The 13,038-nt window shown below is 61.9% G+C and carries 9 protein-coding genes; 7 read left to right on the top strand and 2 right to left on the bottom strand.

Features of this window, described 5'->3' with window-relative positions; all coding sequences use genetic code 11:
- The first annotated feature begins 4 nt into the window (after window positions 1-4).
- Genes OU694_RS01155 through OU694_RS01145 form a run of 3 tightly spaced genes read left to right on the top strand, consistent with a single transcriptional unit; the run spans window position 5 to window position 3,050 of the window.
- Window positions 5-949, top strand: a complete 945-nt coding sequence (locus OU694_RS01155) for an HlyD family secretion protein (protein WP_308909174.1) — start codon at window positions 5-7, stop codon at window positions 947-949.
- Window positions 949-1,914: an ABC transporter ATP-binding protein gene (locus tag OU694_RS01150; RefSeq protein ID WP_373460232.1), complete on the top strand. Its 966-nt coding sequence runs from the start codon at window positions 949-951 to the stop codon at window positions 1,912-1,914. The genes OU694_RS01155 and OU694_RS01150 overlap by 1 nt, the downstream gene beginning before the upstream one ends.
- Window positions 1,911-3,050: an ABC transporter permease gene (locus tag OU694_RS01145; RefSeq protein ID WP_308909172.1), complete on the top strand. Its 1,140-nt coding sequence runs from the start codon at window positions 1,911-1,913 to the stop codon at window positions 3,048-3,050. The genes OU694_RS01150 and OU694_RS01145 overlap by 4 nt, the downstream gene beginning before the upstream one ends.
- Window positions 3,051-3,068: 18 nt before the next feature.
- Here OU694_RS01145 and OU694_RS01140 read toward each other — a convergent pair whose 3' ends face one another.
- Window positions 3,069-4,322: an MFS transporter gene (locus OU694_RS01140; protein WP_308909171.1), complete on the bottom strand. Its 1,254-nt coding sequence runs from the start codon at window positions 4,320-4,322 to the stop codon at window positions 3,069-3,071.
- 124 nt (window positions 4,323-4,446) lie between these two features.
- Between OU694_RS01140 and OU694_RS01135 the strand changes: the two genes are divergently transcribed.
- The gene (locus OU694_RS01135; protein ID WP_308909170.1) at window positions 4,447-6,792 is read left to right on the top strand and encodes a glycoside hydrolase family 65 protein; all 2,346 of its coding nucleotides are present in this window, start codon (window positions 4,447-4,449) and stop codon (window positions 6,790-6,792) included.
- A gap of 6 nt (window positions 6,793-6,798) precedes the next feature.
- On the top strand, window positions 6,799-7,458 hold the full coding sequence (gene pgmB, locus OU694_RS01130; protein WP_308909169.1) for a beta-phosphoglucomutase: 660 nt from the start codon (window positions 6,799-6,801) through the stop codon (window positions 7,456-7,458).
- Here pgmB and OU694_RS01125 read toward each other — a convergent pair.
- Entirely contained in the window at window positions 7,449-8,447 is a 999-nt protein-coding gene (locus OU694_RS01125) for a LacI family DNA-binding transcriptional regulator (protein WP_308909168.1), read from the bottom strand. The two genes, pgmB and OU694_RS01125, sit on opposite strands and share 10 nt — an antisense overlap.
- Before the next feature lie 225 nt (window positions 8,448-8,672).
- Between OU694_RS01125 and OU694_RS01120 the strand changes: the two genes are divergently transcribed.
- Window positions 8,673-10,943, top strand: coding sequence for a TonB-dependent receptor (locus tag OU694_RS01120; RefSeq protein WP_308909167.1), 2,271 nt, complete (start codon window positions 8,673-8,675; stop codon window positions 10,941-10,943).
- Between the two features lie 141 nt (window positions 10,944-11,084).
- Window positions 11,085-13,034 (top strand): glucosidase family protein, encoded by a 1,950-nt coding sequence (locus OU694_RS01115; RefSeq protein ID WP_308909166.1) that lies wholly within the window; start codon window positions 11,085-11,087, stop codon window positions 13,032-13,034.
- Window positions 13,035-13,038 lie beyond the last annotated feature (4 nt).

The raw sequence follows: 13,038 nt of genomic DNA, 5'->3' as shown, positions 1-13,038 counted from the left end.
AATAATGCGGACAAGCCTTCTGGCAATCATGACTGCCGTGTTGGCCGGGTGCGAGCCCGCCGACACGGCGCTTCATGGCTATGTGGAAGGTGAATATGTCCGCCTTGCCGCCACCACGGGCGGTCTTCTCGAAACATTATCCGTATCGCGCGGCGATCAGGTGGCGGCAGGCGCCCCGCTCTTCTCGCTCGATCTCACCGATCTTGTCGCCGCCCGTGCAGCGGCAGAAGCCGACCTCGCCCGCGCCCGCGCCGAATATGCCGACCTCACCAAGGGGGCACGCCCCGAAGAACTGGACATCATCCGCCGCCAGCGCGAGCAGGTGAAGGCGAACCTTGTGAATGCCGAAAAGGAATTCGTGCGCCTGAAGCCGCTCGTCCCCACCGGTGCGGCCAGCCAATCATCCCTTGATGCCGCCGAAGCCCGCCTGATCAGCACCCGCGCGCAACTGAAGGAACTGGACGCCAAACTGGCAGCCGATCAACTTGGCGCGCGCAGCGACCGGATCGAGGCTGCAAAGGCATCGGTTGACCGTGCCGTGCAAGCCCTTGCCCGCATCGACAAGCAACTGACCGACGCCACCCCCAAGGCGCCGGCAGGCGCGATGGTTGAGGACACCTATTTCCGCCCCGGCGAATATGTTGCCGCCGGCCAACCGGTCGTCAGCCTGTTGCCACCCGAAAATGTGAAAGTACGCTTCTATGTGCCACAGGCCCTGCTGCCGAAGCTACCGATGGGCAGCCAAATCAGTGTGGACTGCGATGGCTGCAATGGCGCGATTGACGCCACCGTTTCCTATATCTCGTCCGAGGCTGAATATACGCCGCCAGTGATCTACAGCGTGGAATCGCGTGACAAGCTTGTCTTCCTCGTCGAAGCCAAGCCCACGACACCGAGCCCTGCCCTGCGCCCCGGCCTGCCGGTGGACGTGACGCTGGAGCAGGAATGATGACCGCTGCCCCGGATAATGTGATCGACGTTCGCGGGCTCACCAAATCCTTCGGTGGACGCAAGGTCGTCGACAGCTTCGATGTGCAGGTCCCGCGCGGCCGTATCTACGGCTTCCTCGGCCCTAACGGCAGCGGCAAGACGACAACGCTCCGGATGATCTGTGGCCTGTTGACCCCCGATGCCGGCGAAGGCACCTGCCTCGGCTTCGATATTGTGGAGGAAGCCGCCGAGGTGAAACGCCGCATCGGCTACATGACCCAGAAATTCAGCTTCTGGGAAGACCTCAGCATCCGTGAGAATCTTGAATTCGTGGCCGATCTTTACGGGCTCGACCGCCGCAAAGAACGGGTCGATACCGCCCTCCAGAATCTCAATCTGGTGGACCGGCAGAAGCAGCTGGCCGGGCAGCTTTCGGGTGGCTGGAAACAGCGGCTGGCGCTGGCCGCGTGTATCCTGCACGAACCCGAACTTCTGCTACTGGATGAACCCACCGCCGGCGTGGACCCCAAGGCCCGCCGCGAATTCTGGGACGAAATCCACCGGCTGGCCGCCGAGGGGCTGACCGTGCTCGTTTCCACCCACTATATGGACGAGGCCGAGCGCTGCCACGCCATCATCTACATGTCTTACGGCCGTCTGGTCACACAGGGTACCGTGAAGGACGTCATCAGGGGTGCCGGCCTTTCCACCTGGGTGGTGCGCGGGCAGAACCTGATGCCGCTTGCCAGGGAACTGGAAGCCGAGAAAGCCGTGAAAACGGTTGCTCCCTTCGGCGATAACCTGCATGTCAGCGGCACCGACAAACAGGCCCTTGAAGCTGCCCTCAAACCCTATTTCAACCGCGAAGGCCTGAGCTGGCATGAAGCCGAACCTTCGTTCGAGGATATCTTCATCCGCTATATGGCCGACGCACAGGACAACTTCAAAGGTGCGGAAAACGGCAACGAGGGAGACGCGGCATGACGACCAGCCTTTTCTCCTTCCGGCGGGCGCGGGCGATCCTCGCCAAGGAATTCATCCAGCTCCGCCGCGATACCGTCACGCTCCGCATGATCGTGATGATCCCGATCATGCAGCTGCTGCTCTTCGGCTACGCGCTGAACACCGACCCCAAGCATCTGCCAACGGCGGTGATATCGCAGGATAGCAGCCCCATCGCCCGCGCTTTCGTGGCAGGGCTGAAAAATACAGATTATTTCTCCATTGATCATGAGCCACGATCCGAAGCGGAAGCGACGGAAATGCTGCAGCGAGGCGACGTGCTGTTTGTCGTCTCGATCCCCCCGAATTTCGAGCGCGACCTCCTGCGCGGCGAGAAGCCGAAGCTGCTGATCGAAGCCGACGCCAGCGACCCGGTTGCCACGTCCGGCGCGCTGTCGGCCGCCAACGGCATGATGGACCGGGTTTTGAAAGAAGAACTGAAAGGCACGCTCGCCCCCTTACGCCCCGCCAAGCCGCCCGTCGAGCTGCGCCTGCACCGGGCCTATAACCCCGAAGGCTTCACCCGGTACAATATCGTGCCGGGGCTGATCGCGATCATCCTGACAATGACCGGCATCATGATGACGGCCCTTGCCATCACGCGGGAACGCGAACGCGGCACGATGGAAAATCTGCTGGCCATGCCGGTGCGCCCCTTGGAAGTCATGGTCGGCAAGATCACGCCTTATGTGGTGATCGGCTTCGTGCAGGCGGCGATCATCGTGGCGGTGGCGTGGGCGCTTTTCCAGGTGCCGGTGGTCGGCAGCCTGTGGCTTCTCGCCGCCACGCTCATCATCTTCATCACTTGCAACATGGCCATCGGCTTCACGCTATCGGCAGCCGCCGAAAACCAGACGCAAGCAATCCAGATGTCGATGATGGTCACCCTGCCCTCGATCATGCTGTCGGGCTTTCTGTTCCCCTTCCGGGGCATGCCCGAATGGGCGCAGGTGATCGGCAACATCATGCCCGCCACCCATTTCATCAATATCTCGCGGGGCATTCTGCTGAAAGGCAGCGGCATGGCCGAGATATGGCCGCATGTCTGGCCGCTTCTCGTCTTCATGGCGGCGATCACGCTCATTGCCATGAAGCGTTACCGCCGCACACTCGACTAGTTTGCGCAAGGGCGAGGCTCAGGCCTCGCCCGTCACTGCCTCGCCTGTGCGCCGGGTTTCACGGCGGAAAAAATAGAGCGCGATCAGGATACCAACCATCGGCACCAGCGAGAAGTAAAAGGCCGTCTGTCCGCCGAACGCGCCAAACACCCGGCCGGTGATGAGCGACCCCGTTGTGCCGCCAAGCGCCGAGAAGATGACAATCAACCCGGTCATCGCCGCATGCTGGTGCCGGGGTAGCGCCGACAGTACCACCGAATTGATGGCCGGATAGATGGGCGCCATGAAAAGCCCGATCAGCGGGAAGATATAGGCCGCCGGCGGGGCCGTCAGCCAGGTGATGTTGGCGTCAGCGACCGCCCCATGCGTCAGCGGCAGCACCAGCAGCACCAGCACCGCCATCGCCACCAGGCAAAAATTCAGCACCGGATACCAGTCAAACCGCGCGAGCACCGCCCCCGCCGACAAGCGCCCGATGGCCAGCGTGCCTGAAAAGATGATCCCGGCCTCGATCGCCATATCGGTCGGCAGGTGCAGGATTTCCTTGTTGAAGGTCGGCAGCCACGTGCCGATGCCCTGCTCGATCAACACATAGAGGAAGGCCGAGATCACAAAGACATAAGCCACAGGGCGTATCACCAGCCGCAGCATACCGACGAAATCGTCGCCAAGGCTGCGACTCGAATTTTCAAGCTTGCTGCCGCTTTCGTCATAAGGCGTGAAGAACAGGACGACGAATGTGAAGGCCGCGATGCCGGCCAGCAGCCAGTATACATTCAGCCAATCCTGCGATTTCGGGTCATCGATCGATACGAACTGGGCGAAAATCCAGTAGCCCATCAGCACGCCGATCATGAACATGCCCTCAAGCGTGTTCATGGTGCTTGCATGCTCCTTCGCGTCCTCGGTGATCAGTCCGACGGTCGCATAGACCGACACCTTCACGAGCGCGAAGGAAGCACCAACGCACAGGAACAATAGCTTGGTCGTCAGGAAAGCCGGCACCAGCGGCATGGCGATGCAGGCCCCCGTGACGATGGCGAGCCCCAGCATCATCGCGCGGCGGAAGCCAAGACGCGGCAGGAACGAGGCGACGAGAAGCGACACAACGGCGATGGGCAGATCCTTGAAGGCCTCAAGGATCGCGGCATCAACGTGTCGCAGATCGTAGTTACCCATAACCTGCAGAATGACCGTCCCGACGCTGTTCAAGAGCATGGCGAAAACCACATAGATCAGGAACAGCGCAATCTTGATGCGCCAATTGTGCATATAGCCTCCCTTTCGGCGGCATTGGCCACCCGTCTCCCGGCATCGATCATATCGGCATTGCAATCGATTGCAAGAACGATATGATAGGGGCCGATTCCATTGCCATGCGGGAGGGAGAGTTCGCGTGCAACCAGCAGGCAAAAAGGCGACGGGCAGTGTTCCGCCGTCCGATCCTTGGTTCATCCGTGAAGAACGGTTCGATGCAGCAGGCCTTGCCGTGCAGGAATCGCTTTTTGCGCTGGCTGGCGGCTATCTTGGCACCCGCGGCACCTTCGAGGAGCCGGTGGCACCGGGCATCAAATCCATCGAAGGCACGTACCTGAACGGCGTCTATTTCCGCGAACCCATTCATTATGATGAAAGCGCGTTCGGCTTCGCCACCCACAATAACAAGATGGTGCTGGTGCCGAACGGCAAAGTCATCACCCTTGCCGCCTGCGGCGAGACTTTCGTGCACGGCGCCAGCGAGGTAACCGACTTCAGCCGCAGCCTTGACCTGCGCAGCGGGCGGCTCGCGCGTACCACACGCTGGAACCTGACAGGCGGCCGCAGCCTCGACATCCGCACCGAGCGGCTCGTCAGCCTCACCCGGCGCGGGCTGATGGCAATCACCTACAGCGTCACCTCGTTCGACTATGACGGCGCCGTCACACTGACCTCCACGCTGGATGCGGCCTATGGCGGCACCGACCGGGGCGGCGACCCGCGCGCCGGGCAGCTTTCGATCACCGATTGCCTGACCCCGATGGATTCAGGCACGGACGCAAACGACAGCTTCTTCCTGCACCGGATAAAGGATAGCGAAACGCTCGTCGCCACTGCCGCCTGCCATGCAGTTGAAGGGGTGGGTGCCACCATTACCCCCGCCGCCAAACCGCATGTGGAAGGCCAGCGGTTCGATCTGCATCTGGCGCCGGGCCAGACCGTCACTCTGACCAAATATGTGCAGTATGACCATGGGCCGCTGGCGGAGGCCGAGGCACTTGATACCCGCACCCGCAACGCGCTCGCCGCCGCTGCAAAGGATGGCTTCGACAAACTCGCCGCCGAACAGGAAGCCGAGCTTGCCACTTTCTGGGCGGACGCCGGTATCGAGATCAACGGTGCGCCGGACCTTGCCGAGGCGCTGCGCTTCAATATGTTCCACCTCTATCAATCGGCGGGCCGCAATGGCATGAGCAGCATTGCCGCCAAGGGGCTGACCGGCCATGGCTACGACGGGCATTATTTCTGGGATTCGGAAATCTATGTCGTGCCCTTCTTCACCGCCACGCGACCGGCGATTGCGCGGGCCATGCTCGAATATCGCTACCGCCATCTGGATCAGGCGCGGGCACGGGCGCGCACCATGGCACACAAGCGCGGCGCCCTGTTCCCGTGGCGCACCATCGGCGGCGAAGAATGCTCGTCCTACTTCCCGGCAGGCACCGCGCAGTATCACATCAACGCCGCCATCGCCTACGCGACGATCCAGTATATCGAGGTGACGGGCGACATGGGTTTCGCCGCCGAAATGGGCGCCGAACTGCTGATCGAGACCGCCCGGCTGTGGCTCGAGGCCGGTCATTTCTCGGCCCACGATGGCGGCCGCTTCTGCATTCATGAAGTGACCGGCCCGGACGAATATTCGGCGATGGCCGACAATAACTTCTACACAAACGCGATGGCTCGCCACCATCTGGAGGGCGCTGTGCGGGTCATGGGGCGGCTCGCGAAAGACGCGCCCGACGCATATGCCGCACTTGTCACCCGGCTGACCTTCACCAGCGAGGAGCTTGGCGAATGGTCGGAAGCGGCAGCGAAAATGAACCTGCCCTATGACATGAAGCTCGGCATCCACGCACAGGACGATACCTTCCTCAATCGCCCCGTCTGGGATTTCGACGGCACACCGGCGGACAAATATCCGCTGCTCCTTAACTTCCATCCGCTGACCATCTACCGCCATCAGGTGCTGAAACAGGCTGATGTGGTGCTCGCCATGGTGCTTCTCTCCGATCGCTTCACGATGGAAGAAAAGCGCCGCAACCTTGCCTACTACGAGCCCATCACCACGCATGATTCCACGCTGTCGACCTGCATCTATGCGGTCGCCAATGCGGAGCTTGGCAACCGCGAGGCCGCCTACAAGCTCTTCATGGAAACGTGCCGGATGGATCTCGATAACCTGCACGGCAACACGCATTACGGCGTGCACGCAGCCTGCATGGCGGGGTCATGGATGGGCGTCGCCTACGGGTTCGCTGGCCTCAGGTTCGAGCATGGCACACCAGCCTTCCGCCCGAGCCTGCCGGCAGACTGGCAGGACTATCGCTTTGCGATCCGCGCCCACGGCTGCGGCCTAGCTGTTTCGGTGGCCCCGAACGGCACGACCTATGAGTTGATCGACGGCGAAAGCCTCACCCTGCGCCATTTTGGCAAGAACCACACCATCGCGGCAGGCAAACCCCTGACCCTGCCGAACGCCTGAAGAGCCATGACCTACCGCGCCTGTATATTCGACCTTGATGGTGTCATCACCGACACCGCCCACTATCATTTCCTCGCCTGGAAGGCGCTGGCCGATGGCCTTGGCATCCCCTTTGACGAGGATGACAATCATCACCTGAAGGGGGTGGGCCGGATGGAATCACTCGATTTCATCCTCGCACGGTCAGATCGCACCTTCGATGCCACCACGCGGGACCGGCTGGCGACCGAGAAGAACGACCATTACAAGACACTCATCAAGGGCATCAGCCCGGCTGACCTGTTGCCGGGCATCATCGAGGCCTTCGACTGGCTGGACGCCCGCGGCATACGCATCGGGCTTGCCTCCGCCAGCAAGAATGCCCCTGAGGTTATCGCCGGGCTCGGCATCGCCGACCGCTTCCACTATGTGGCGGACGCAGGCGCCATCCCGCGCGGCAAGCCCGCCCCCGATATCTTCCTGGATGTTGCCAATGCCTTTGGGATCGCCCCTGAGGACGCCATCGGGGTCGAGGATGCGGCAGCGGGGGTCACCGCCATCAAGGCTGCCGGCATGCGGGCCGTCGGCATCGGGGACGCGGCAATCCTGAGGGAAGCTGATCTGGTGTTACCGGATACTTCAAGGCTGGCTGCAAACGGGCTCGCGGTTCTGGCTGCTCAGGCCTGACCGCAGGACTGTCGGATCACCAGTTCCACCGGAATGACCGAATGGCCGACCTTCTCGCCCTTCATGAGCGCGAGGAGATTGCGGACAAGGAGCCGCCCGCCTTCATGCACATCCTGCCGGACGGTCGTGATGCCCGGGATGCTGAAGGCGGCGCCCGGAATATCGTCGAAGCCGACGACGGCGATATCATCCGGCACGCGCACGCCCGCCTCAGACAGGCGCTTGATCACGCCGAGCGCGATATTGTCACTGACGCAGAAGATGGCATCGCAATTGAGATTACCCCCAAGGATCGCCTTGTCGGTTTTCTCGTAGCCGTAGGAGCGTGAAAACTCGGTGGCGATCACCAGCGCCTCATCGAACGGCAAGCCGGCTTCCGACAGCGCCTCCTTGTAGCCGATGAAGCGGTCTTCCATTTCGGGGTGGCGAATGTCGCCGAGGAACGCGATGCGGCGGCGGCCATTGCGGATCAAGAGCTTGGTTGCTTCGTAACCGCCCGCGCGGTTATCGCTGCCAACCGTCACATAATCATGCCCCGGCACTTCCGAACCCCAGACAATGAACGGTGTTCTGCTGCGGGCCAGATTGTCGAGCCGGGGATCATTCCGCCCCTGCCCGATCACGATGAGCCCATCGGCGCGTTTCGATTCGACGAAAAAGGCGCTGAGGTCGGTCATGTTTTGCGGGTTGGTGGAGAGAAGCAGATCATAGCCCATATGGGCGGCCTCGTCGGCGATGCTGCCAAGAAGCGCCATCAGGAAGGCATCCGAAAGTTCATGGCCCCACTCTCGGTCAACCAGCAGCACAACGGCCAGCGTCTTCGTCGTCTTCATGCGGAAGTTTCGCGCGGCCGCGTTCACACGATAGTTATGTTCGCGGGCGATTTCCTGCACACGCTGGCGGGTTTGCTCATTGATAAGCGGGCTATCCTTCAGGGCACGCGAGACCGTCGCCTCGGAAACCCCCGCCAGAAGCGCAATATCAGCCATCGTCAATGTCTTGGCCCCACTCATACCTTAGTCATACAAGCCGAGCCCTGCCTCTGTCGAGGGGGAAAGCCCAGTCTTTGCAATCGATTGAAATAGCACTTGCAATCGATTGCAAAGAGGCGTAGCTCTAGTTTCGGACAGCGATGCCCGCGCGTTTCGCCTTTGAGGGAAGGCATGCGGACACTCACTGCGAGGGAAAACAATTGGCACGGGAGGGCCATGCAAATGCGCTCAGTCACAACTACATCCATTTCCACGCTTGCTTTGCTGACGGCACTGGCAGCAGCACCCGCATATGCACAGGACGCTGACGCGGCCGCAGCAGCCGGCGGCGAAAGCGACAATCTGCTTGAAGAAATCGTCGTCCTTGGCACGCCCGGCGGCGCCGGCGTCAAGAAGCAGGACGCGAGCTTCGCGATCACCACGATGAATGACGAGGCGATCAGCCTTGCTGGCACCAAAAGCACCGCTGAGCTTTTCACGCTCGTTCCGGGTGTGTGGGCTGAAAGCTCGGGCGGCGTGGCCGGCGCTAACATCGACGTGCGCGGCCTGCCCGGCGGCGGCGACGCTCCGTTTGTCACCATGTCGATCAACGGCGCGCCGATCTATGGCACCGAAATGCTCTCCTTCTTCGAGCAAAGCTCGATCTTCCGTGTGGACGAAACCATCGCCTCGGCCGAAGCCCTGCGCGGCGGCCCGAACGCCGTCTTCTCGAACGGCGAACCGGGCGTGACGCTGAACTTCAACCTGAAAAAGGGTGGCGAGGAAACCGAAGGCCGCGTGAAATACACGACGTCCGACTATGGCCTCAACCGTGTTGATGCCGTGATTTCCGGCCCGATTGCCGACCGCCTTTACTATATGGTCGGCGGTTATATCCAGAGCTCCGAAGGCATCCGCAACGCCGAATTCAACTCGGAAAAGGGCAAGCAGATCACGGCCCAGCTGACCAAGGTTTTCGATAACGGCGAGATCAATATCTTCACCCGCATCACCGATGACCACGGCCAGTGGTATCTGCCGATGGCGCTGAATTCCGGCAATGACCTCGGCGATTTCTCGCAGCTTGGCAACGCCACGCGCTTCCGCGAACTGCAGATCAATGCAAACGGCGACCGCGAGACCTTCGACTTTGCCGACGGCCGCGGCTGGGATGGCAGCGTAACGGGCCTCAATGCCGACTTCGACCTTGGCGACGGCTGGCGCGTGCGCGATAACATGTCCTACACCAAGGGCAATGCCGACACCTACGGCCTCGTGCCCGATGGCGGCGCGATCCAGGTACAGGATCTGGCAGCCGGCACGGCCACCACGCTTGGCGGCCAAGTGCTTGCCGGCACCGAATATGTCCAGAACTATGGCCACTGGGTTGTGCAGAAGGACCTCGAATCCTTCACCAACGACCTCAGCCTGAACAAGATGGTCGGCGACCATGACTTCACGGTCGGCTATTACAAGGCCACATGGTCGTCCGACGATTTCTGGACCATCGGCAACTTCACCCCGCTGCATAACGTGCAGAATGGTGACTTCCTTGATGCCAACACGACCTGCGCCGATCTTGCCGCTGGCGGCTCCAACTCGGGCTGCTGGGCTTACGGGATCGAATCTGCCGGTGACGCCACCGCTGACGCGCTTTACATCGCCGACAGCTGGCAGGTGACCCCTGACCTGCGCTTCGACGTTGGCCTGCGCCGCGAATGGCTGGATATCGATTATATCCTCGACAGCGGCCCGGGTTATCCCGATGGCACCCGTGACCTGGCGGTCGGCCTGAAAGACAAGGCATGGTCCTACACCGGTGCCGTGAACTATGACATCAACAACGATCTCGGCGTCTTTGCGCGTTACTCGAAGGGCTCGCTCTTCCCGCACTTCGATGACGTTCGCGAAAACAATCTCAACATCAACGGCGTGAAGCAGCTTGAAGGCGGCGTGAAATACTCGGGCGAGAATTTCGGCCTCTTCGGCACCGTCTTCTATAACAAGAACGACAGCTTCTCCGCCACCGTTGGCGCCGACATCCCGAACGCCGCCTTCAAGACGCGGTCGGTGGGGATCGAGCTTGATGGCCACTATACCTACGACGCCTTCAACGTTTCCTTCATCGGTACGCTGCAGGACGCCAAGATCACCGACAGCACCACGGCAACCGACGTGGACAACACCGTCCTGCGTCAGCCGAAATGGCAGCTGCGCGTGGCGCCGAGCTACGATATCGAGTTCGGCAACGCGACGGCCACCCTGTATGGTGCCATCCAGCTGGTCGGCGACCGGTGGGGCGACAATGCCAACACCAACAAGCTTGAAGGCTACGAGAAGCTTGATGCCGGTGTCCTTGTGACGCTTGAAAACGGCCTCTTCTTCCAGGTCCATGCCGACAACCTGACGAACAGCCACGGCCTTACCGAGAGCGACCCGCGCACTGCCGCAGCCCCGAACGGCCGCGCAATCCTCGCCCGCTCGGTGAAGTTCAGCGTCGGCTTCGACTTCTGATCATAAAGGCGGGGGCGGGCTCCCCTTCCTGCCCGCCCCCAACCATTCCGACTTGGATTGGGCCCCTCGGCGCTGCGACGGATTTCCAGTCGCAGCGCTTTTTTTCTGACCGGGGCCAAACGCGACGACAGGAGTTGAACGATGCGTCTCATGATAACCCTGCTGGCAACGCTTGGATTTACGGCGGCCGTGATGGCGGAAAGCTTCAATGTGCAGGAAGGCAATGCCGACAATGCCTTCATCAGCGAAGGCACCATTGCCGCCCACCTGCTGCTGACCTCCGGCCCTGAGCCGCGCATCATCGTAGCCTTCCCGGCCGGCAACAGCGGCGCCGGGATTTTTCTCAAGCAACCCCAACGCCCCGCTCAGTTCACGCGGACCGGCTCCCTTGAGGCTGTGGAGGAAACGGACGTGACCGGCATCACAGCCCGGTTCAGCGCCGACACGCCCACGCTGACCATCGCCCGCGCCGATCTCGGCAGCCTACGCTTTGTGCGGGGTGCGGTGAACCCTGCAAGCATCGCCCCGCGGGATGAAGCCCGCCCGGTGATCGACGGCGATACGATCCGCTGGCAGCGCGACCGTGCCGATGGCAAAAGCCGCTATGAGATGCGCCTGACACTCGCGAACGGCCAAATCACCCAGACAGCAGACGGGATTGTGCTGACGGGCGATGACGACCGGCTTGACCTTGCCCTGACCGTGATGACGGGCGACACACCCCTCACCCCCATCCGGGCGGATGATCTTCTGACTAACAAAGCCGCTGACGATCCGCGCCTCCAAAATGCGCTCGGCTTTCTGGCAACGCGCGAAAAGCTGATGGCGGGCTCGTGGCGCTTCCTCACCTATTTCGGGCGCGACACGCTTCTGTCCGTCCGGCTCCTGATGCCCGTGCTTGGCCGCCCTGCCGTCGAGGCGGGGCTCGGCTCGGTGATTGAACGCCTGAACGAAAGCGGCGAAGTTGCGCATGAGGAAGCCATCGGCGAGCTTGCCGTCCTGATGAACCAGAAGGCAAGCGGCAATCCGAGCGATAGGCCGATCAATGACTATGGTATGGTCGATGACAATCTGATGCTGCTGCCGGTCCTTGCCGACTATCTGGACAGTTTGACGGACACCGAAGCCAAAGCTTTTCTGGCGCTTGTAACCACGGACGGGGAACGCTACAGCGATGCCCTTGCCCGCAATATCGGCTTCGTGCTGGCTGCTGCGCGCCCCTTTGCGGCCGACCCGGTAACGGAGAACCTTATCGCGCTGCATGCAGGCGAGCCCGACGGCAACTGGCGGGACAGCGAGGAAGGGCTGGGGCATGGCCGCTATCCTTATGATGTGAACGCTGTTCTGATGCCCGCCGCCCTTGAGGCCATCGGCCGGCTGCAAGCGCGCGGCCTGATCGAAGCCCCATCAGGTGAGGCCGCCAAGCTTGCCGCAGTCTGGCGGCGCAAAGCGGTGAAGCCGTTCGTGGTGACCACGACCAACACCCGAGAGAAGATCGAGGCGTACGCGGGCGAAATCGGCGTGCCTGCCACCTTGCCGGATGGTGACTTCTCCTTCCATGCGCTGGCACTGGACGCCGACGGCAAACCGATCCCTGTGCAGCATTCCGATGATGGCTTTGATCTTCTGTTCGGGGCACCCGATGCCAAACGGCTTTCCGCCGCGATTGCCGTTCTGGAGCGGCCCTTCCCGGCAGGGCTTCTGTCGCCCGTCGGCATGTTTGTCGCCAATGCGGCCTTCGCCGACGACGCCATACGCCCGCTGTTCGGGCCGGGCCATTATCATGGGGCGGTCGTCTGGTCGTGGCAGCAGGCCATGTGGGCCGTGGGGCTGCGGCGGCAGATCGAGCGGGATGACCTGCCCGCCACCCTCAAAGGCCGTCTCGGCACGCTCGAGTGCCAGCTGTGGCAGGCAATCGATGCCGGGCGGGATATCAGGAATTCCGAGCTCTGGTCATGGTCCTACATGGGCGGCGAATATCGCGTCACGCCTTTCGGGCAAGGGGCGGGGCACCAGACGGAATCGAACGCCGTGCAGCTTTGGAGCAGCGTCTATCTGGCGGTGACGGCGCCCGCAACCTGCCAGCAGTGACGAC

It is taken from the genome of Pseudokordiimonas caeni (genome assembly GCF_026719705.1).
In the GTDB taxonomy this organism is placed as follows: Bacteria; Pseudomonadota; Alphaproteobacteria; order Sphingomonadales; family Kordiimonadaceae; genus Gimibacter; species Gimibacter caeni.
This window is presented reverse-complemented; position numbering and strand designations above follow the sequence as displayed.